Origin of the sequence: Kordiimonas aquimaris (assembly GCF_025574485.1) — a bacterium.
In the GTDB taxonomy this organism is placed as follows: Bacteria; Pseudomonadota; Alphaproteobacteria; order Sphingomonadales; family Kordiimonadaceae; genus Kordiimonas; species Kordiimonas aquimaris.
The window spans coordinates 102,189-122,478 of the sequence record NZ_JAOBPO010000002.1 but is presented as its reverse complement, the minus strand read 5'-3'; the positions used below and the strand labels follow the sequence as shown (position 1 = coordinate 122,478).

Here is a 20,290-nt window from a genome sequence, read left to right as displayed (position 1 = left end):
ACTTTGGTTTTTCAAGCCTACTGTTTTGGTTTCAAATAACCCAACAGCTCTTCATCTTCCATTGATGTAATCATCTGCGCTGAGGAATAACCAGAACTAGTTTCAAGATACGGGTCAGCACCATTTGCCAAAAGTGCAATAACACCTGCACGCTTGCCTTCGCTTAACGCCCACATCATCGGTGTTGAACTGCTACGGTCGCGTGGGTCGACATCTGCACCAAACGACAACAGCAGCTCCACCATACTCCGATTATCACTGAGGGCGGCAAGATGCATAGGCAAGAACCCCAAAGCAGACGGTTTTGAACGATGGTTGGCATTAGCCCCAGCTGCAAGCAACAGACTCGCAGTTTCAACTTGACCTTCGCGCGCAGCTTCCATTAACGGTGTAAAACCAATATCGTCAGCTTTATCAACTTCAACATCCGCATTGATCAAAGCTTGCGTAAAGTCACTTAGGCCGAGTCTGGCAACCATGCCGATAATCGGACGGCCTGTTTTATCAAGACTATCCGGCGAAATCCCATCAGCTAATGCTTGTTCAAAAGCTTCCAGATCTTCTTCCTCAATGGCACGTACCAACGCAAGTTCACCATCTGTCGGCGTATAATCAGACAACAATTCAACAAGGTCTTGGTGACCACGACGGATCGCAATTTGTCTCGGCGTTCCGTGGCCGGTAATATCTGTGTGCGCACCGCGACTTATCAAAAACTCCACCATATCGGTGTAACCATAATACGCCGCCCAGTTAATAGCTGGGTCGTTATTCACATCAACCACATCAATCCCAGCACCGTTATCTAACAGCAATGTGGCTAAATCAATGTTCGCACGACTGGCAGCTATCATCAGTGGCGTGGCGCCTATTGCCTTTGGATTGATATAGTTAACATCTGCGCCGCGTTGAATAAGCAGCTCTACTGCATCATAGGACTGATTTTGAACCGCAAGGAAAAGTGGTGTTGCCCCATCTTCAGCAATAGTATCGACCAGCATACCGTTATCCAGCACAGTAGAGATAATCTGTGTGTCATTATTCTTAGCAGCTTCGAACAGTGTATCCGATTGTGTTTGTGCAGTTGCACACACTGTGCTGACACACAAAACCATAAGGGTAAAAACAATCTTTTTCATTAACCATTCCTCGCGTTAGTCGCTTAATTGGCGGCAAGATAACGCGGAAAAGGGGAGTGGTACAATGGCCAAATAGTTTATATGCCGCCGCACAGCATGACGGCTTTAGTCCTGGCCGTAACGGTTGGAAACACCAAGTGCGCATGATGTGATCCAAGAGAACGCAACTAAGTCTGCTCCACTTCATCCAACACTAAACCACCTTTGCTGGTAACTTTTCGCAGGATGACATACATCAGCAGACCAATCGGGCCGAACATAAACGTGAAAAACAAACATGGGATAACCATAAGGTGGTTCATGCCGCGCCGAATAGCATCACGGCTAATCCATGCACCAACAAACAGGTCAAACACCAGATAGTGCGCCCAGCCAACCACCATACTGTTAGGGTGCGTGAACATGGTCATGACGCCATCAAGTGTGCTCATGCTTGCGCCTTCTGCCGCAACGCCAAAAAACATCGAACGAACAATAAGCACAAAATAGAACAGGCCGTACACAACAGGGTAAACGCCGCTATGAACTAATTTTCTGGTGATCTCGGATTTTGGCAAAATGATCAACAGCAACCATGCTGGTACAACTGCCAAATTGATGAGGGAGTAAAGGTTTTCGTAACTCATGGTACGGCTCCTGAAATTCAATATTTCAGGAGCCTATCATTAATTATGCTGCAAATAGAAGGCTGTTTTACAAGGCAAAGCCTTAGCCCATCTTGATAACAGCCATCTTGTCTTGGGTCATGTCATGCATGGTATAACCAATACCGCCAGTGTTGTAACCAGAATGACGGCGGCCAGCAAAAGGCATCCAGTCCACACGGAATGCGGTATGGTCATTGACCATCACAGCCGTTGCGTCCAACCGTTTGATAGCAGTCATCGCTGTATCCAGGTTTTTGGTAAACACCGACGCCTGAAATGCATAAGGCAAGCTGTTTGCACGTGTAACTGCACTGTCCAAACCACCACATTCGTAGACGCACACAACAGGACCGAACACTTCTGATGTGGTCACTTTTGCGTCTTCGGCCGGGTTCAGCAGTACGGTAGGGGCATACGTTGTATCACCCAAGCGTTTGCCGCCGGTGATCAGCGCAGCACCGCCAGCTACAGCTTCATCAACCCACTCTTCCACGCGGTCAACTTCGGCAGGGCGGATAAGCGGGCCGCAATCAACATCATCGCGCGTTGCATTGCCAACAGTCAGCTTTTCGGCTGCTGCAGCAATTTGGGCAGCAATGTCTGCGGCCATACCTTTCGGTGCAAACACACGTTGCACCGACACGCACACTTGGCCGGAATGATAAAAACCACCTTTTACCAGCAAAGGAATCATCGCATCAATATCTGCGCTTTCATCGATAATAACTGGTGCAACACCGCCGTGCTCAAGCGCACAGCGCGTGCCAGGCGCAAGCTTGGATTTTAACATCCAGCCAACACGTGCGGATCCAATGAATGACAGGAACGCGACACGTTCGTCCGTGATTAATTTTTCAGCCGTCTGGTTGTCGCATGCAATGAAGCGGCACCAGTCTTCAGGCAATCCGGCTTTGTATAGCATCTCCACGAACCTTTTTGCGGACAACGGCGTATCACCGGCTGGCTTTACAATGGTTGGGCAGCCAGTTGCCACCGCGGGGCCAACCTGATGCACAATCAAATTTAAAGGGTGATTGAATGCGCTGGCAGCAATTACCACACCAATGGGCTCGCGCTGCGTAAACGCCACGCGGCCCGCCCCAGCGGCCGTTAGGTCCATCGGAATTTCAGTGCCTTTGGTTTGGCCGATTTCATGTGCGCACAAGCGCACACCGTCAATCGCGCGTGTCACTTCAACGCGTGCATCCACCAGCGGCTTACCACCTTCATCTGCAATAAGATACGCAAGTGCATCGAAATCATCCTGCATCAGGCTCGCAGTTTTCTCCAGTATTTCAATCCGTTGATGAGCTGGCAATGGCTCACCAGCGCGGTGTAACTGATGCGCAGTTTCCAGTAGTGGTTCAACGTCATCCCATGATGACATCGACACACTACCGATAACTTCAAGGCTAAACGGGTTTACGACCTCAAGTGTTTTCGTCATATCAGGCAAACCTTTTCTTTAAGTTCATCAAGCAGCACGCGTTTGTTTTCGCTGTAGTCCACCGGCACCTCCACCAAATGAACGCCGCCAGCTTTAAACGCTGCCTCAAAGGTTGGTACAAGGTCTTCCGTGCGCTCAACACGGTGACCAGTTGCACCGTAACTGTTCGCATATTGAACAAAATCAGGGTTGTTAAACTCTAGCCCCCAATCGTCAAAGCCAGCGTCTGCCTGTTTCCAGCGGATCATGCCGTAGCTATTATCATTCAGGATAGTCACAACCAAATTCATGCCCTGGCGCACCGCTGTTTCCAGCTCCTGACTATTCATCATAAAACCACCATCACCGCAGATCGCCATTACACGGCGCTCAGGATACAGTTTTGCAGCCATCATTGCAGACGGCAGGCCTGCACCCATTGTTGCCAGCGCGTTATCCAACAATACCGTGTTTGGCTCATAAGCCTTATAGTTTCGCGCGTACCAGATTTTATAAACGCCATTATCCAGCGCGATAATATCATGGTCGCCCATAACCTTACGCGTATCAGCCACAAAGCGCTGCGGGATGATAGGGAAACGTGGATCGTCAGACAGCTCTGATGTATGCGCTTCAATTTCGCCGCGCACCATTCTGTAATATTCATCTTCAACCGCAACTTTACCGCCGAGCCTTTCACCAAGACGTGTGATAGAGCGGGCAATATCACCAACCACTTCAATTTGCGGGAAATATACCTGATCAACCTGCGCAGATTTATAGTTGATATGAATCACCTGTTTACCGCCTTCTTCCATAAAGAATGGCGGTTTTTCAACTACGTCATGGCCAACGTTAATGATCAAATCTGCGCGCTCAACTGCGCAGTGCACATAATCACCATCTGAAAGAGCTGCTGTACCAAGAAACAGCCCAGATCGCTCATCAATAACGCCCTTACCCATCTGGGTATTGAAAAACGGTATTTGCGTTTGCTCAATGAATTTACTCAGCGCGATACTTGCCTGTTTGCGGTTAGCACCTGCCCCCACTAACACTAGTGGCATTTTTGCAGCACATATAAGCTGCGACGCTTCTTCAAGCACCCTATCGTCAGCGACTGCATAGTGGCGGTCATGTGGCTCAAGTATTGGTGCGTTTGTTTCTTCTTCAGCGATATCTTCCGGCAGCTCAAGCAACACAGCACCTGGGCGTTCTTCTTCCGCCACACGGAAGGCTTCGCGCACAAGCGACGGAATTGTATTACCGTGCACAATTTGCTTGGACATTTTGCAAATAGGGTCAAATAAGCCCACAACATCGATGATCTGGAACTGGCCCTGTTTGGACTTTTTAATGGGTTTCTGGCCCGTAATCATAATTAGCGGCATACCACCCAAGTGAGCATAAGCGGCAGGCGTCGCAAAATTTGTAGCGCCCGGCCCAAGCGTTGCCATACACACACCAGCTTTACCGGTCAGCCGACCGTATGTGGCGGCCATAAAGCCCGCCCCTTGCTCGTGGCGTGTAAGCACCAACTCAATTGAAGATGTGCGAAGTGACTCCAGAAAATCCAGATTTTCTTCACCGGGTACGGCAAAAATATATTCAACACCTTCAGCTTCCAGAGCGGCTACAAAAAGGTCTGATGCTTTCATGGATTTTCCATCATTTACGGCTGTGGACGTCATAATCGTCTCCTAAAATACTTGAATTTGGTGGATTTACTCTGCTGCTTTGATCAGTTCCGGCGTCGGATACAACTCATCCATAGACATAGAACGTCCATTCGCCATAACAACACGCGCATGAAAGCGCTTGAGCAAACGCGGCTCAGCTACACCGCAACTGTGGGCAATAATCCCAACTTCTTTTTTCATGTTTTTTGCATAGCTTGCTATACGCTCAGATTTGCTCTTGGGGTCAAGGCCGTATTGCAGTTTTGGATTGTGGGTAGTGATACCTGTTGGACAGGTATTTTTATTGCACTGCAATGCCTGAATACAGCCGAGCGCAAACATAAATCCGCGTGCTGAATTAACAAAATCAGCCCCTGCACAATATGCCCAAGCCACTTCTGATGGGTTGATCATCTTACCACTTGCGCACACCTTAATACGGTCACGAAGGCCGTGAGCCACCAATATATCAATAGCAAGAGGCAGGCTTTCACGGATTGGCATACCCATATTATCAATCAAACTCATAGGCGCAGCGCCAGTGCCGCCATCTGCGCTATCAATGGTAATGAAATCAGGTGCGCTTTCAATGCCGCGCTTGTTGATAGCCACACACATATTTTCCAAGAAACCATATGCACCAATCACAAACTTCATACCAACAGGTTTACCCGTTGTTTCACGAACAAAGTCAACCATGTCCAACAAGTCTTCAACACTATTAACTTCGGGGTGCCTGTTTGGACTGATGGCATCTTTGCCAACCTCAAGGCCGCGGATAGTGGCGATCTCTTCAGTTACTTTTGCTCCGGGCAGAATGCCACCCTTACCCGGCTTTGCGCCCTGGCTCAGCTTTAACTCAAACATTTTAACCTGCTCGTGAGCGGCTACTGCTTTTAACTTTTCAGGATCAAATCCGCCCTCAGGCTTCCGTACACCAAACTTGCCGGTTCCAATTTGGAACACGATGTCAGCACCGCCTTCAAGATGGTAAGGCGACAAGCCACCTTCGCCAGTGTTCATCCATATCCCTGCTTTTTTTGCACCCATGGAAAGTGCACGCACAGCAGGAATAGAAATTGCGCCGTAGCTCATGCCAGAAATATTGAAGATCGAGTCTGTCTCATAAGGAATACGTGCGTATGGGCCGACCTTAACTGCTGGCGTTTCAGTCGCATCCTGATCAAGTGTTGGGAACGGGCAGTTTACGAAATATACTGTTCCAGCAGGCCTAAGGTCTCGCGATGAACCAAATGCAACTGTCGAATCTACATTTTTTGCGGCACGGTATACCCATGAACGTTCCGCACGGTTAAACGGCATTTCCTCACGATCTAACGCAAAGAAATACTGGCGGAAAAATTCACCTAAATGTTCGAATAGATAACGGAAACGCGCAATAACAGGATAATTGCGCCTGAGCGTGCTTTCGGTTTGCGTTTTGTCATGTACATACAGGACGGCAGCCCAAAGGATACCAATCCCCACAGCAAAGATAAAAACGAAAGATAGAAGTTCGAGAACGCCGATGACAAAGCTCGGCAACTGGTCCATGTTCATTATGTATATCCCCTGACTAATAATAACGGCACATGTTGAAAAAATAACCTAACAGCGAAAGCACTGTAGTCACCAATAACCAAATATCACAGTTGGTAGAGTAAAAGATACTCACACATCACAGTTTAAGGAGCATTTCGTGATATGCTTATCTTTCTAATCTTCACTGCCATGTTATGGTGGAAGTAATGTAGAAAACGATCAGGGATGTGACAAAGTAATGCGCTCAGAAAAAGTAACCTTCATGGGATCACAAGGCTTTGACCTTGCTGCTCGACTTGACCGACCAGACGGTGACGTAGAAGCCTATGCCCTATTTGCACATTGCTTTACATGCGGAAAAGACCTGAACGCAATTAACCGCATTTCGCGCGCACTGGCTGATGACGGCATTGCCTTGTTCCGGTTTGATTTTACCGGATTAGGGTTATCCAGCGGTGATTTTGCCAACACAAATTTTTCTTCAAATGTAGAAGACTTGTTGGCGGCAGCCAACTTCATGCGCGACACTCTGGATGCACCATCAATCATGATAGGCCACAGTTTGGGCGGTGCAGCAACACTTGTTGCTGCTGGCCGCGTGCCAGACATAAAGGCAGTTGCCACCATGGGTGCGCCCTTCGACAGCACAAATGTGCTGAAGCAATTTCAAGGTGATCTAAACACAATAGAAGCAGATGGTGAAGCAAACGTAATGCTGGCAGGCAAGCCTTTCACCATGAAACAACAATTTATTGACGATGCCCGCGGTCAAAATGTTGCAGATCATATTGCAAATTTGAAAAAGCCATTGCTGGTGATGCACTCCCCAATTGATGACACTGTTGATGTGGAGCATGCCCGTAAAATATATGAAACAGCGAGACACCCTAAAAGCTTTGTTTCACTGGACAAGGCTGATCACCTGTTAATGAGAAATCCGGCAGACGGTGCATATGTTGCCCGCATATTGTCTGCATGGGCAAGCCAATACCTATAATATTTAAGCAATCAAGAAACAAATGAACCCGATTGTGATTGAGCCTAGCGCCCTAATCTCCCAAGTTTTTTCATTTTCTGAAATAACTTATCGGCACGATCGGGCTTCATTGATTCTACCGTACCAATAAGGGTTGTACGCACAGGTGAAACGCCCACAAAAGCAAGAATGTTGCGCTGAAGAGACTTCAAGCTGTGTGACCGATAAAACCAACGATAAACGAAGGCGGGCATGCCCATCGTAACCACAATGCGCGCCGATGTGTTTTTCAGCAACTTACGCCATAGTGTAAAATCACTTACGTGTTTATTACCCATCTTTGGACGCAGTACCTGCTCGAGAAAAGCCTTCAACATTGCCGGCATCGTTCCAAGCCATAATGGATAAAAAAGTACGATATGATCACTATCCAAAATCGCTTTTTGCACCTTTATCAACGTTTGGGGCGTTTCACCGTTATTCCAGTCATCTGCTGATCGCAATAATGGAAAATCGAGCTGCGCGATATTAAAGCATTCAACATGCAGGCTCGCGGACTCAGCACCGCTTTGGTAAGCCGCTTCAAGCGCATGACAAAGGTGTTGATGTTTCGCATCTGGGTGCCCTTGAAGAATTACTATTCGTTTTAGCATGAAATTTCTCCAGCTAATACATGACTAGAACAGCCAAATTACAAGCATGGAAAACGCACCACCTTGACCCACGTCAAGTCAATCAGCCACGGTAAAGCCTGATCCTTCAATATTCAGATAGTTGCCTGCCTGAACACTGCCTCAAGGCACTCAAACGGCAGCATTACGCTGCCACGCCGGCCAGGGTGTTCATGCACTGGTGCTAAAAGCGATAGATCAGCCCATTTATCAGGGAAATCTGCAACGCCTGTCTCCACCATTGCAGTAAACCGCACATTGATATCCGCTAGCTCACTGGCTGTAAGGCCAATGATATGTTGCCCGACAATTGCCGCTGATGCTTGCCCCAAGGCACACGCTTTTACCTGCTGGCCAAACATGGTGATTTGATCATCTGCAAAGCAGACATCCAGTGTCAGCTGACTACCGCAAATACGGCTGGTTTTGACAACAGACACATCTGCGGGTTGAAGACGCGTGTGGTGCGGAATACGGGTCGTCCACCGCAAGATATCTTTGTTATACAGTTCGCTCATTATGCCACTTTTCTTCGCCGGCCAAACATCCAATAGCCCCTGTAATACGTATTAACCTAGCTAGCAAAAACAAGGCGACTAACAGAAACGTTAGGCCATGCAAGCTTGCAAGAAACTTGATTAATCCTTTAATCTAACCATATCAACACATGTTTCCTGTGTGTGACAAACTGGATCGAAAGATAAATTTGAGAAATACGGGAACAATAAAGTGACTTTAAACATCAATATACTGACGCTTTAATAATCGTGTAAGTATATTTAGAAAGGAAATCCGAATGGATGCCGTACTTGAAAGGGCAGATAACTGCTCTGAACTGAAGGTAATCCCGCAGGAAGCTGCCAAAAGCCCCACAAGGGCAGAGGCCGAAGCCGCGGTTCGCACCCTCATCAGATGGGCAGGCGATGACCCAACAAGAGAAGGCTTGCTTGACACACCCAAGCGTGTTGCCAAAGCCTACGAAGAATTTTTCAGTGGTTACACCAAAGATCCCGCAGAAATACTGGCCCGCACTTTTGATGAAGTAGCCGGTTATGACGACATGGTCGTGCTGCGCGGCATAAAAGTGGAAAGCCACTGCGAGCATCATATGGTGCCGGTACAAGGCACAGCACACGTTGCCTATATGCCAAACGGCAGCGTCGTGGGTATTAGCAAGCTGGCACGCACCGTTGAGGCATTTGCAAACCGCCTGCAAACGCAGGAAACCATGACAGCACAAATTGCTGATGCCATTGAAACACACCTGAAACCCAAAGGTGTTGCCGTAGTGGTGGACGCCACACACCAATGCATGACATGCCGCGGCGTGAAACATGACGGTGTGTATACCATCACACGCCAGTTCCGCGGTGTATTCAAGGAAGCCGATCAAGAGCGCCGGTTTTGGGATTTGATCCGCGGTTAAAGTGAACTTTCAATATAACACTTGATGAAGCGGTATATTCACATGAGTATGCCGCTTTATTTTTGCTGCATAGCCATAAAGGTTTTCATCATGACAAAAATTCAGTTTGCTAACCGCTCAGACCGTAACGCCGTTGAAAACGGACTTGAGTTTGCGCCCAGGTTTGATGAACGCGGCCTGATACCGGTGTTCACCACATGCGCCAGCTCTGGCAAGGCCTTGATGCAAGCATGGATGAACGCGGAAGCGATCGAAAAGACCATTGAGACCGGCGAAGCGCACTATTACAGCCGCTCACGACAGGAACTGTGGCACAAAGGTGCAACATCCGGCGAGCTGCAGGTTGTGAAAGATTTCCGTACTGACTGTGATCAGGACAGCTTGTGGCTAGTGGTTGAACAGCAAGGCGGGAAATGTTGCCACGTGGGACATCCAACTTGTTTTTATCGCCGTATCCCTGTCGGCGAAACAATCAGCGACAAAAGCACAATAGAACTCTTAGAGGTATAATCAAAAATAACCGTTGAAACGGTTACTTTCCTTTGATGCATAGAGTAATTGCATCAGTTACAGCTTTACTTATTGTTCACTATTTGTTCTCATTGCGTGATGTAATTAATTGAGTCGCAACGTAATGAGAAAACCGGACACCATTGAACGATTATTTCTGGACTTTGACGGTTTTTTTGCCGGTGTCGAAGAACAGGCACGCCCGCGCCTGCGCGGCATGCCCATTGGTGTTACACCATTCAACACCAACACAGGCACATGTGTGATAGCCGCAAATCATAGAGCCAAGCTCAAAGGCGTTAAAACCGGCATGTCTGTTGTAGATGCACGGCGCGCCTGTCCAAACATTGAATTGGTTGCACAGTCACCAGATCTTTACGAACGGGCACATAGAAAATTATGTTTGCTAGTAGAACAGGAAATACCCATTGATGTTATATGCAGCATTGACGAAATGTGTTGCCGCCTGGAACCAAAAGATATTGCTAACCCACAAGCCCTGTCCGATCGAATAAAACGCCGCATCAGAGAGAACATCGGCGATTACATAACCTGCTCAATCGGTATGGCGCCCAACCTGCAGCTGGCCAAAATCGCAGCTGATATGAATAAACCCGATGGCCTCACTATACTAAGGCCTGAAGATTTACCTGACCGCTTACTCACATTGCCCATTAGCGCCCTGCCCGGCATTGGTGGCCGAATGAAAAATCGTTTAATGGATGCAAACATCAATACCGTTGAAGCATTGTGGCGCACACAACCAAAGCAATTACGCGCCTTATGGGGCAATGTAACCGGCGAGCGGTTTTGGTATGCACTGCGCGGTTATGATGTTCAGGCAGAACAAACACAGCGCGCCATGTTTGGCCATGGCCGCGTATTGCCACCTGAATGGCGAGACTTTGATAATGCGTTTAATGCTGCAAGGCTTTTAACTATAAAAGCAGCACGCCGTTTGCGCGGTGAAGCATACCTCGCTAACACCTTTGGTCTATGGTTGCGCCTGAAAGATGACCGATGGTTCGGCGAAACACATGTTGGCGGCGCCAATGATGATCAAGCCGCAGTTAAAGCATTAACAACCCTTTGGCAAAAAGCAAAAGCAGATCTGCCGCCTTCATCGCGGATAAAACGCCTTAATGTCGCACTATACCATATACGCCCTGTCAGTGCGCAACAGTTTGATATGTTTAACCAAGATGATCCGATGAGACGCAAATGGTCTTCTGTTTGTGCGGCCATTGATGCCGTTAATAAAAACAATGCCAAAACACTTGTCAGCATGGGGCCATGGACACCTCCGCCCGGTGGTTATGCTGGCGGCAAAATTGCGTTTGGGCGCGTACCGGAAATGGAGGATTTTTGGTGAGCTATGCCTTACAATTAGGTGACTATACTGAAGGTTACCGGTTTCGACTGCAATGCAAAGCATGCAATTATGGTTGGTACACAGAACCTGCTGATCTGCTGCAACATACCGATACGCATGCACGTATGTATCTGGACGAAACGGAACACATGCTGGTTTGCCTTGCATGCAAGAAGCATAAGGTTATAATTACCCCTCTCATTATCAAACCAAAGCATCATTTTGTTGGCGGATTGGGATAAATACTAATGGCCCTTTTTGAAGATGTACCTGACCATAAAAGGTTTTAATGTTACAAAACTTAGCTCCGGCTAATGTGAAAAATTAAATTTGGGCCGCGGCTAGCAAGCCTTGATCAAGGAATGGGAGGTCGCAACTCCCACTCCTCCTTGAACGTACTAGAAATTTACAGCGATAGAGGCCAGTACAGTCGCTGGTGCACCAGGTGTGACGAAACCTTCATTAAAGCCTGTACCAGGATTGAAATATCGCTTGTCTAATAAGTTTCTAGCGTTAAGCTGCAATAGCACCGTCTCCGTAAGTTCATATTGCAAACCCAAATCAACTAGAGTGTAAGCACCAACAAAATAACTATTGGAAACATCGCCTGCCCGATTTGAGGCAAAGGTGACAGCTCCCTGTATCGACAGACCACGCAGCGGTCCTTCGTCAATACGGTAGTTTGTCCAAACTCGACCAGAATGTACAGCTACGCCAGGCAAACGATTACCTACATTGGTTGGTGTAAACTGATCTGCCGTCGTTTCGTTATCAATGTAGGCGTAGTTGGCCAAGATTGCCCATTGAGGCGTTGCCTGAATGGCAAGGTCAGCGTCAACACCACGCGTTCGTTGTGCGCCGATAAAATTGGGTAAAAATGTCAATGGGTCGTTCAAAGAGATGCCATCTCGTTCCAGTTGGAAGAACGAAATCGTACCAGTGACCTGCTCCAGAGCCAGTTTCAAACCAAACTCGAATTGCTCAGAAGTTTCGGGGATATATTGACTCACTCCTGCCGTCGGCAGTTGAGGGCTGATGGCCTCGCCCCAACCAGCAAACAAAACCACCCCTTCATTGACGTCAAAGGTCAACCCCACTCTCGGCGAAACCCTATCTATATCCGCTTCTGCGAAATCACAGGCATCACAGTCTGTTTCCTGATCCAGGTCATCATATCGAACACCTGCTGACAAGGTCAGTTTATCGGATAGAGAAAATAACACGTTTCCATACAATGCTGTGGTATCAAGTTCACTGTAATAATTGGTAAAACCGATAGATGCGACATCTGTCGGCTGCACGCCATACACAGGGTTTGCAATGTTAATTGGGGCAAGGCTGCCAAAGACAAAGTCTTCTGACTCTGCTCTAAAGGATCCATAATCCGCTCCAAAGACTACCTTGTGTTCCAAACCGCCTAGCATGAAGCTACCTAAAAGGTCCAAAACCCCAAAAACCTCATCATCATTTTCTGGATAAATCCACAAAAGACGACCCAGTGTCCGGTTGTCTTCTCGCAAACCAAGCGGAAAAGCAAAATTCTCCACAATGTCTCGGGTTTGATACCTAACAGTACCTCTCAGCATCCAGTCTTCATTTAGATCCAGTTCAGGTGTGAACGTGATCATGCGATTGTTATATCGGTGTCCATTGCCATTGGCAAAATCTGAATCGGGCAGATCCGGTTCACCGATATCAAATGAACGCGGCAGCCTAATATCATCCAAAGATTGAATAGTCCCGCGCAAAGGCAGTCCGACATGAAACGGCGTTCGCTGGTTTCGAAAGTCGCCTTCGATCAAGAACCGGAAAGCATTACCGGCATCATACTTGATCGAGCCCGCAACACCCTCACGATCAATAAAACCGTTATCCACAAATGTGTCTGACCGTTCAATATCCGACAGCAATCGAAAAGCAAAACCAGTGCCATCGCCTATCGGCCCAGTAAGGTCAATCCAGCCTATACGAGCACCTTGATCACTAACCCGTATGCCTGCTTCAGCTGCAAACTCATACTTTGGTTTCTTGGTGACCAGATTAATCACACCGCCCAGACCGCCAGCACTTTGCACACCGTAATAGGTTGAAGCTGGTCCTTTCAACACCTCCAGGCGTTCAATGGTGTGCAAACCATATTCCAAACTATAAAAACGATTCCTGTTACCGTTAACGATAAGGGCCGCATCCTGACCGCGAATACGATAAGGGCTATAGGTACCTATGATGCCACGGTTAGTTGAGCCACTTGAGATGTTAGCCAACGCGTCAGATATGTGAATGGCTCCCTGCGACTGTATGAGGTCGCCTGGTATTAACTGAATTGATTGAGCAATATCGAGAGCAGAAACAGGGAAACGACTACCAACCGCTGTTGTATTTCTCAGATAATAGCTTCGATCTCCCTCTATTATTATCTCTTCAATATCATCATCTGAGGTATTATCGGAGTTTTGTGCAGATCCAGCACTCAGGAAAGTACTACTAAATAGAGCCAGCATTAAAGTCTGTCTTAGTATCCGTTTTGGTGTCATCATAATTTCTCTTCATCATGCACCTCAAAAGTGCGTGTTCTATAACGCTGATAGTCGGCAAAACGGGCATAGGTGTGTACAGCAGAATGACGACAACGCGCATTCCAAGAGTAGCTTAACCATAAGATAGAGCCGCAGATCAGCCGATCAGTCCAATTTTGGGCTGATCACAAATCAGGTTAGGGAAGTTGTGATTTAAATGCTGGGGGGCCACGCGACGGTGGCACAAAAGGTTGATGAGGTTCAAAAATCCGGAACCACAAAAACAACTTTTTGTATGAATTTGAAACAACTGGGACGAATTTAGGAGGGAAAAAGGCAGCAAATACGTCAACACGATCTTTAACGAGACAAATGTCACAATTCGTTTGAACATTGATCGGGTGATCGTGATTAAGATGAGCGTTTACGAGAGAAATTTGTGCAAAAATAAAGGCACAAAAGGCCAACAATAGCAAATACTTCGCCGCCTTCCCATCCATCCTTTGTAATCTTTTCCCCATCCAATATCTTATAACCTTGCTTCGCGAATAAAGCAATGAACGGCAAGTTAACCTTGGTTTAGTTTTATAACGGCAACGTAGAGCATTCCAACACTGCATAATGTTATTAAATAACATTTCATCGCAAAATCACCTCCATTAGCCGCTCAATGCTTCTAAGCAACGATTAGCAATGCCTATTATCAAGCAAGCGACAAATACTCCTAATACGACAGCGAAGAACCAAACCCCATAATGGGTTTACTAACGATCCTCTTAGACACTTGGCAGATCACATATGTGATCTGCCTTTTTAACTGGGGCGTATAGCAATTAGCATTTTTGAAATTTCACTGAAACGGCATAGTCAAATGCCGAACAATGTTTTAGAAGTGTGATCAAGATCAAAATTATTAGTATGTATCGGGTAAAACGGCAGTAATGAAAAAAGCGTTCAATTTTATGCTCCAAAATACCCTGCAACATAGCATTATCATTGCTTCAATAATTTTTCTATCGGTAACAACACCAACCACAGCACAACACATTCGCAAAGATTTACCCAAGAACGCCTTCCCTAAAAACAATGTCACAAGCTTTCATCGACGTTCAGTCAACAGTGAGCAAGACCCTTGGCGCTCGATTGGGCGCGTAAATATTGGCGGGCGAGCCCATTGCACCGGCACATTGATTGCTAAAGACATTGTGCTAACGGCGGCGCATTGCATGTTTTCAAAAGGCGAACGCAAAATGGTGGTGCCAGGTATCGTCCATTTTGTTGCAGGTTATTCCAAAGGCGAATATCAAGGCCATTCAAAAGTAAAGCGCTACATTTACGGTAATCGTTTTAATGGCGAGGCAGGTGCATCACGCAACAACCTACCGCATGATTGGGCGCTACTGGTTCTGGAAAAACCACTAGGCTCAGAGCTTGGTTTTTTAGCCGTTCCCAAGATCGAAGCTAACACACCGCTCGCTGGTGAAAAGTCACAAACAACGAAACAAGTATTAAGCACACTTGTGAACAAAAAGATCACAACTGCCGGTTACCCCGGTGACCGCGCGCATGTGTTATCTCTGGAAGAAGATTGCAGCATCAATGCCACAGCAAATCGCGGCCATATCCTCTTTACCACCTGCATTGCAATTAAGGGCGATTCTGGTGGTCCAATCTTACGGAAAAGGGAAACTGGGTGGACTGTAGTTGGCATTCAAACTGCCGCTGCAAACATTAATGGGAAAGTCTCCGGCATTGGGTTGTCAACACTTGCCTACAATGATCGCCTGACAACTATAAACGATAGCCCTGCACCGTAAAATCACCCTTCACGATAGCATCACAGCAAGCTAAGCTCACCATAACAGGGAGAGACTTCATGGCCTATGTAGCTGCTATAAACGCGCTAAGAGCTTATTTCGGCGAACGCATTATAACTAGTGATGCAGCGCGCCAAGCACATGGTCAGGACGAAAGCTCCCACGCGCCGCGTCTGCCTGACGCCGTATTATACCCGCACACCACAGAAGCCGTAGCGCAAGCGGTTAAGATATGTGCGGCACACGATATGCCGGTTATTCCATTTGGTGCCGGTACATCGCTTGAGGGACATGTGCTCGCGGTCAAAGGCGGCCTATCCATTGATATGACCGAGATGAATCAAGTTTTATCAGTGAACAGCGCTGACCTTGATGTACGCGTCCAGACCGGCATTACCCGCAAGGCTCTGAATGATTACATCAGGAGCGATGGCGTTTTCATGCCAGTTGACCCCGGCGCCAATTGCACAATCGGCGGCATGATTTCAACCCGGGCATCAGGGACAAATGCTGTGCGATACGGCACCATGCGTGAACAGGTGTTGTCTTTGCAGGTTGTGACCGCTGCAGGTGATATTGTGGAAACCGGTACACGTGCGCGCAAATCAGCGGCGGGATATGATCTGACACATATGTTTATAGGCGCTGAAGGAACGCTGGGCATTGTCACAGAAGCCAGCCTTAAAGTTTACGGCATACCTGAAACTATCAGCGCTGGCATTTGTTCTTTCCGCTCGGTGAAAGATGCAGTGGATACAGCAATTACCAGCATTCAAATGGGGTTGCCCATCTCGCGGATTGAGCTAATGGACACCTTCTCCATGAAAGCAGTGAACGCATACAGCAAACTTGGCTACGCAGAGCAACCCACATTATTTCTGGAGTTCACGGGTGCTAAAGTGTCTGTTAGTGAACAAATTGCATCTTTCCGTGACATTGCTGGCGAATTTGGCGGCAGTGATATTACTTTTGCCAGCGCTCAAGAAGATATCAACAAACTATGGCATGCGCGCCATCAACTTTATTATGCGACCAAAGCAATGGCGCCGGGCAAACATGTTGTAACAACCGATGCCTGCGTCCCCATATCGAACCTTGCCGCTTGTATGGAAGAAACCAGAATAGATTTAGAAGAGGCTGGTGTGACAGCAACAATGCTCGGTCATGTTGGGGATGGCAATTTCCATTCTATTATTCTAGTAGACCCGGAAAACCCTATCGATATGCAACTGGCCGACGATCTGAATGCCCGCATGATGCGCCGGGCCATTAATATGGACGGCACCGCGACAGGCGAGCACGGCATTGGTATCGGTAAACAAAAATTTCTTGAGTGGGAAAAGGCAGATACCCTGCCCCTTATGCGCAGTATCAAAACAGCACTTGACCCCAAAGGCATTATGAATCCGGGTAAAATATTTACACCCTAAGCACACGCCCTCTGCATACGGTACAGTTTTCATCTAAACATAAATTTCATTTAATTTTTCTGACTCGCCCACCACAGTAGCACTAGCTATAATGGTTCTGACTTAGGGGATATTATGAGTACACAATCACTGAAAATTGCGCAAATTCCTGTTTTGCAGGATAATTACCTGTTTCTTATCCATGACCCGGTGTCTGGAGAAACGGCAATCATTGATCCTGCGCTGGAAGACGAAACCGTTGAAGCGCTTGATGCGCGTGGATGGCAACCCACTCACATTTTCAACACCCATCACCACTGGGATCATGTAGGGGCCAATGTGGCACTGAAAGAACGCTTTAACCTCAAAATTATCGGCCCCGCAGCCGACCGCGACCGCATCCCCGGCATTGATATCGCCGTCGGTGAAGGCGACAAGGTTCATTTGGGGGATGTTGCTGCTGACGTTATTTTCGTCCCTGGCCACACCACCGGACATATTGCATATCATTTCAGCAGCGAACAGGCGCTATTTTGCGGCGACACACTATTTGCAATGGGCTGTGGACGCTTGTTTGAAGGCACGCCTGAAGATATGTGGGGATCACTGTCAAAACTTATGCAGTTGCCTGATGAAACACAGGTGTATTGTGCGCATGAATATACGCTTTCCAATGGCAAGTTTGCGTTAACGGTTGACCCTCAAAACACAGCCTTAACACAGCGCATGCAGGACGTGGAAGCTATGCGCGCCGCTGGCAAACCAACCGTACCGACAACAATTGGCCTTGAAAAAGCAACCAACCCGTTTCTGCGCCCAATGAGCGAGAGCATTCAGGAAACCGTCGGTTTAATTGGCGCACCGATTCCAGCAGTTTTTGCTGACATTCGTGCACGAAAAGACAGCTTCTAAAGGTACCTGTATCGCTTAGCATAGATACGCATTTATTACATCTGCAAGAAGGAGATTTATCAATGACAGTCGCCCTTAGAAACAACCCTCTTCTTGCATGCACACTCGGCACGGCAATCACTTTATCAACATTGGTTACCCCTATGGCAAAAGCACAAGACAATGATCCCTATATCTGGCTGGAAGAAGTTGAAGGCGAAGACGCGCTGGCATGGGTTGAGGTCCGCAACAAGCATTCAACGCAGTTACTTGAAGGCGATGAGCGTTTTAATGCCCTGCAAACAAGCGCTCTGCGCGACTATAATGCCAAAGATAAAATTGCATATGGTCAATTACTCGGCGGTTCAGTTCACAATTTCTGGCAGGACGACGAAAATATTCGCGGCATATGGCGGCGTGCATCATTAAAGTCATACCGGTCTGGTGAGCCCCGCTGGATCACAATCATGGACCTTGACCAAGTTGCTAAAGACGAAGGTGAAAACTGGGTTTTAAAAGGCCGAAAATGCCTCGGCCCTGATTTTGGAAATTGTTTGGTGGAGCTTTCACGTGGTGGCGGCGACGCTGTTGTTACGCGAGAATATGACGCTGTAATGAAGCGCTTTGTTGCTGGCGGGTTTGAAACACCTGAAGCCAAACAGGAAGTGGTTTGGATAGACCGAAATACAGTGCTTATTGGTACTGATTATGGTGCCGAGACAATGACAACTTCAGGGTATGCCAATCAAGTAAAGATATGGAAACGCGGGCGCCCTCTCTCATCGGCAAGACTTGTACATGAAGGTAATCAGGAAGATGTAGGCAGCTTTCCATTTGCCAGCCACCGTAATGACGGTACCTACATTGGCGTTGTTCAAGCGCCTGATTTCTTTACTGAAGTTATACACGTGTTGGATATTGAAAATGAAGAAATGCAAAAACTTAATTTGCCTCGTGACATTAGCTTTCAAGGCTTTTTCTACAACGATGTTGTTTTCATTGCACGGAAGGCCTGGACCATCGGTGATAAATCAGTAGCAGCAGGCTCACTCGTTTCTGTAAATATTGTTGATGCCGTTTCTGGATTTCCAGCCTCAAGCTTAAACATCCTGTACGAGCCAGATGAAACCAGCGCGATTGAGTCCGTCAAAATAGGAAAAGACAGGGTTTTTATTAGCGTGCTTGATAACGTTGCAGGCAAACTACTAGCCGCAAAACCTTCCAACACAGGCTGGGATGTTTCAGACCTGAATATGCCAACCAACGGTGCGCTAAGCATTATTAGTGCAGACGAATGGTCTGACGCTGCATTCTTCAATTATGAAAGCTTCATACAACCAGATACACTTTATGTAACTGAGCGCGATAGCGCCCCTATGCCTGTACAATCTCTCCCTGCCCGATTTGAGGCGGAAGGACTGATGACCGAACAGAAATTCGCTACTAGTAAAGATGGTACGCAAATACCTTACTTCGTGGTCCGAAAAACCAACACAGATATGAACGGCACAACACCAACAATGCTCTATGGATATGGCGGTTTTGAAATTTCATTAACCCCAAATTACTTAACCGGTTTTTCCAAGTTATGGCTTGAAAATGGCGGTGCATATGTGGTGGCGAACATCAGAGGTGGCGGCGAATTTGGACCCGCATGGCATCAGGCTGCGCTTAAGGAAAACCGGCAAAAAGCATTTGGTGACTTCATTGCGGTCGCAGAAAACCTTATTGACAGCGGCTTAACCAAACCTAAAAACCTCGGCATTCGCGGCGGGTCAAATGGTGGCTTGCTTGTAGGTGCTGTAGTGACACAGAGGCCTGACTTGTTTAATGCTGTAATATGCGCGGTGCCCCTCCTCGACATGATGCGTTACCATACACTGCTTGCCGGCGCGTCCTGGATGGGTGAATACGGTGACCCGGACGATGCCGTGGAGCGCGCATACATCCGCGCTTATTCTCCTTATCAAAACATGAACGCAGACACTGCCTACCCTGAAATGTTCATATACACTTCTACTAAAGATGACCGTGTGCATCCGGGCCATGCACGCAAGATGACTGCGCGACTGATGGAATTTGATAACCCGGTCATTTATTATGAAAATACAGAAGGCGGGCATTCGGCAGCAGCAAACCTGAAGCAACGTGCCTACACAGACGCGCTTCAAGCGGTGTATGCCCTTCGAAAACTCAGCAATTAGTCTCGCCCTGTAATTCAACATGGAAGAATCTAACGGTTAAAAGTCAATGTTAGCTTGACAAATAT

At 47.4% G+C, this 20,290-nt stretch carries 17 protein-coding genes; 9 read left to right on the top strand and 8 right to left on the bottom strand.

Annotation, left to right across the window (positions count from 1 at the left end):
• Nucleotides 1-17: 17 nt before the first annotated feature.
• The 5 genes from OEU88_RS06315 to OEU88_RS06295 form a co-directional block, all read right to left on the bottom strand.
• Nucleotides 18-1,139, bottom strand: coding sequence for an ankyrin repeat domain-containing protein (locus tag OEU88_RS06315; protein ID WP_262694288.1), 1,122 nt, complete (start codon nucleotides 1,137-1,139; stop codon nucleotides 18-20).
• 167 nt (nucleotides 1,140-1,306) lie between these two features.
• Complete coding sequence (locus OEU88_RS06310; RefSeq protein ID WP_262694287.1) at nucleotides 1,307-1,765, bottom strand: ABA4-like family protein; 459 nt, start codon at nucleotides 1,763-1,765, stop codon at nucleotides 1,307-1,309.
• A gap of 82 nt (nucleotides 1,766-1,847) precedes the next feature.
• Nucleotides 1,848-3,233 carry an aldehyde dehydrogenase family protein gene (locus OEU88_RS06305; protein WP_262694286.1) on the bottom strand — a complete coding sequence of 462 codons (1,386 nt, stop codon included), beginning with the start codon at nucleotides 3,231-3,233 and terminating at the stop codon, nucleotides 1,848-1,850.
• On the bottom strand, nucleotides 3,230-4,903 hold the full coding sequence (locus OEU88_RS06300) for an acetolactate synthase large subunit (RefSeq protein ID WP_262694285.1): 1,674 nt from the start codon (nucleotides 4,901-4,903) through the stop codon (nucleotides 3,230-3,232). Before OEU88_RS06300 ends, OEU88_RS06305 begins: the two co-directional genes overlap by 4 nt.
• Nucleotides 4,904-4,936: 33 nt before the next feature.
• On the bottom strand, nucleotides 4,937-6,445 hold the full coding sequence (locus tag OEU88_RS06295; protein WP_394805240.1) for an FMN-binding glutamate synthase family protein: 1,509 nt from the start codon (nucleotides 6,443-6,445) through the stop codon (nucleotides 4,937-4,939).
• 226 nt (nucleotides 6,446-6,671) lie between these two features.
• On the opposite strand from OEU88_RS06295, the gene OEU88_RS06290 reads away from it, so the two are divergent.
• Complete coding sequence (locus tag OEU88_RS06290; RefSeq protein WP_262694283.1) at nucleotides 6,672-7,430, top strand: alpha/beta hydrolase family protein; 759 nt, start codon at nucleotides 6,672-6,674, stop codon at nucleotides 7,428-7,430.
• Between the two features lie 44 nt (nucleotides 7,431-7,474).
• Here the strand turns inward: OEU88_RS06290 and OEU88_RS06285 are convergent, their stop codons facing one another.
• Both OEU88_RS06285 and OEU88_RS06280 read right to left on the bottom strand, forming a co-directional pair.
• Nucleotides 7,475-8,062: an NAD(P)H-dependent oxidoreductase gene (locus OEU88_RS06285; RefSeq protein WP_262694282.1), complete on the bottom strand. Its 588-nt coding sequence runs from the start codon at nucleotides 8,060-8,062 to the stop codon at nucleotides 7,475-7,477.
• Between the two features lie 113 nt (nucleotides 8,063-8,175).
• Nucleotides 8,176-8,598: an iron-sulfur cluster assembly scaffold protein gene (locus OEU88_RS06280; protein ID WP_262694281.1), complete on the bottom strand. Its 423-nt coding sequence runs from the start codon at nucleotides 8,596-8,598 to the stop codon at nucleotides 8,176-8,178.
• A gap of 278 nt (nucleotides 8,599-8,876) precedes the next feature.
• Here OEU88_RS06280 and folE point away from each other — a divergent pair, with 278 nt between their 5' ends.
• The 4 genes from folE to OEU88_RS06260 all read left to right on the top strand — a co-directional run bounded on the left by folE (nucleotide 8,877) and on the right by OEU88_RS06260 (nucleotide 11,630).
• The gene (folE, locus tag OEU88_RS06275; protein ID WP_262694280.1) at nucleotides 8,877-9,506 is read left to right on the top strand and encodes a GTP cyclohydrolase I FolE; all 630 of its coding nucleotides are present in this window, start codon (nucleotides 8,877-8,879) and stop codon (nucleotides 9,504-9,506) included.
• A gap of 90 nt (nucleotides 9,507-9,596) precedes the next feature.
• On the top strand, nucleotides 9,597-10,016 hold the full coding sequence (hisI, locus tag OEU88_RS06270) for a phosphoribosyl-AMP cyclohydrolase (protein ID WP_262694279.1): 420 nt from the start codon (nucleotides 9,597-9,599) through the stop codon (nucleotides 10,014-10,016).
• Nucleotides 10,017-10,140: 124 nt separating this feature from the next.
• Nucleotides 10,141-11,388: a Y-family DNA polymerase gene (locus OEU88_RS06265; protein ID WP_262694278.1), complete on the top strand. Its 1,248-nt coding sequence runs from the start codon at nucleotides 10,141-10,143 to the stop codon at nucleotides 11,386-11,388.
• Nucleotides 11,385-11,630, top strand: a complete 246-nt coding sequence (locus tag OEU88_RS06260; RefSeq protein ID WP_262694277.1) for a hypothetical protein — start codon at nucleotides 11,385-11,387, stop codon at nucleotides 11,628-11,630. The genes OEU88_RS06265 and OEU88_RS06260 overlap by 4 nt, the downstream gene beginning before the upstream one ends.
• Before the next feature lie 156 nt (nucleotides 11,631-11,786).
• Here OEU88_RS06260 and OEU88_RS06255 read toward each other — a convergent pair whose 3' ends face one another.
• Nucleotides 11,787-13,925, bottom strand: a complete 2,139-nt coding sequence (locus OEU88_RS06255) for a TonB-dependent siderophore receptor (RefSeq protein WP_262694276.1) — start codon at nucleotides 13,923-13,925, stop codon at nucleotides 11,787-11,789.
• A 941-nt stretch (nucleotides 13,926-14,866) separates the two neighbouring features.
• On the opposite strand from OEU88_RS06255, the gene OEU88_RS06250 reads away from it, so the two are divergent.
• The 4 genes from OEU88_RS06250 (at nucleotide 14,867) to OEU88_RS06235 (ending at nucleotide 20,225) form a co-directional block, all read left to right on the top strand.
• A complete protein-coding gene (locus OEU88_RS06250; RefSeq protein WP_262694275.1) occupies nucleotides 14,867-15,721 on the top strand; it encodes a trypsin-like serine peptidase in 855 nt (284 codons plus the stop codon).
• Between the two features lie 59 nt (nucleotides 15,722-15,780).
• Complete coding sequence (locus tag OEU88_RS06245) at nucleotides 15,781-17,151, top strand: FAD-binding oxidoreductase (RefSeq protein ID WP_262694274.1); 1,371 nt, start codon at nucleotides 15,781-15,783, stop codon at nucleotides 17,149-17,151.
• A gap of 114 nt (nucleotides 17,152-17,265) precedes the next feature.
• Nucleotides 17,266-18,042, top strand: a complete 777-nt coding sequence (gloB, locus tag OEU88_RS06240) for a hydroxyacylglutathione hydrolase (protein ID WP_262694273.1) — start codon at nucleotides 17,266-17,268, stop codon at nucleotides 18,040-18,042.
• 62 nt (nucleotides 18,043-18,104) lie between these two features.
• Nucleotides 18,105-20,225, top strand: a complete 2,121-nt coding sequence (locus OEU88_RS06235) for a prolyl oligopeptidase family serine peptidase (RefSeq protein WP_262694272.1) — start codon at nucleotides 18,105-18,107, stop codon at nucleotides 20,223-20,225.
• Nucleotides 20,226-20,290 lie beyond the last annotated feature (65 nt).

What these genes read in the sequence shown, in the direction of transcription:
- OEU88_RS06315 (WP_262694288.1), bottom strand. Translation starts at nt 1,139, where the DNA reads ATGAAAAAGATTGTTTTTACCCTTATGGTTTTGTGTGTCAGCACAGTG.
- OEU88_RS06310 (WP_262694287.1), bottom strand. Translation starts at nt 1,765, where the DNA reads ATGAGTTACGAAAACCTTTACTCCCTCATCAATTTGGCAGTTGTACCA.
- OEU88_RS06305 (WP_262694286.1), bottom strand. Translation starts at nt 3,233, where the DNA reads ATGACGAAAACACTTGAGGTCGTAAACCCGTTTAGCCTTGAAGTTATC.
- OEU88_RS06300 (WP_262694285.1), bottom strand. Translation starts at nt 4,903, where the DNA reads ATGACGTCCACAGCCGTAAATGATGGAAAATCCATGAAAGCATCAGAC.
- OEU88_RS06295 (WP_394805240.1), bottom strand. Translation starts at nt 6,445, where the DNA reads ATGGACCAGTTGCCGAGCTTTGTCATCGGCGTTCTCGAACTTCTATCT.
- OEU88_RS06290 (WP_262694283.1), top strand. Translation starts at nt 6,672, where the DNA reads ATGCGCTCAGAAAAAGTAACCTTCATGGGATCACAAGGCTTTGACCTT.
- OEU88_RS06285 (WP_262694282.1), bottom strand. Translation starts at nt 8,062, where the DNA reads ATGCTAAAACGAATAGTAATTCTTCAAGGGCACCCAGATGCGAAACAT.
- OEU88_RS06280 (WP_262694281.1), bottom strand. Translation starts at nt 8,598, where the DNA reads ATGAGCGAACTGTATAACAAAGATATCTTGCGGTGGACGACCCGTATT.
- folE (WP_262694280.1), top strand. Translation starts at nt 8,877, where the DNA reads ATGGATGCCGTACTTGAAAGGGCAGATAACTGCTCTGAACTGAAGGTA.
- hisI (WP_262694279.1), top strand. Translation starts at nt 9,597, where the DNA reads ATGACAAAAATTCAGTTTGCTAACCGCTCAGACCGTAACGCCGTTGAA.
- OEU88_RS06265 (WP_262694278.1), top strand. Translation starts at nt 10,141, where the DNA reads ATGAGAAAACCGGACACCATTGAACGATTATTTCTGGACTTTGACGGT.
- OEU88_RS06255 (WP_262694276.1), bottom strand. Translation starts at nt 13,925, where the DNA reads ATGATGACACCAAAACGGATACTAAGACAGACTTTAATGCTGGCTCTA.
- OEU88_RS06250 (WP_262694275.1), top strand. Translation starts at nt 14,867, where the DNA reads ATGCTCCAAAATACCCTGCAACATAGCATTATCATTGCTTCAATAATT.
- OEU88_RS06245 (WP_262694274.1), top strand. Translation starts at nt 15,781, where the DNA reads ATGGCCTATGTAGCTGCTATAAACGCGCTAAGAGCTTATTTCGGCGAA.
- gloB (WP_262694273.1), top strand. Translation starts at nt 17,266, where the DNA reads ATGAGTACACAATCACTGAAAATTGCGCAAATTCCTGTTTTGCAGGAT.
- OEU88_RS06235 (WP_262694272.1), top strand. Translation starts at nt 18,105, where the DNA reads ATGACAGTCGCCCTTAGAAACAACCCTCTTCTTGCATGCACACTCGGC.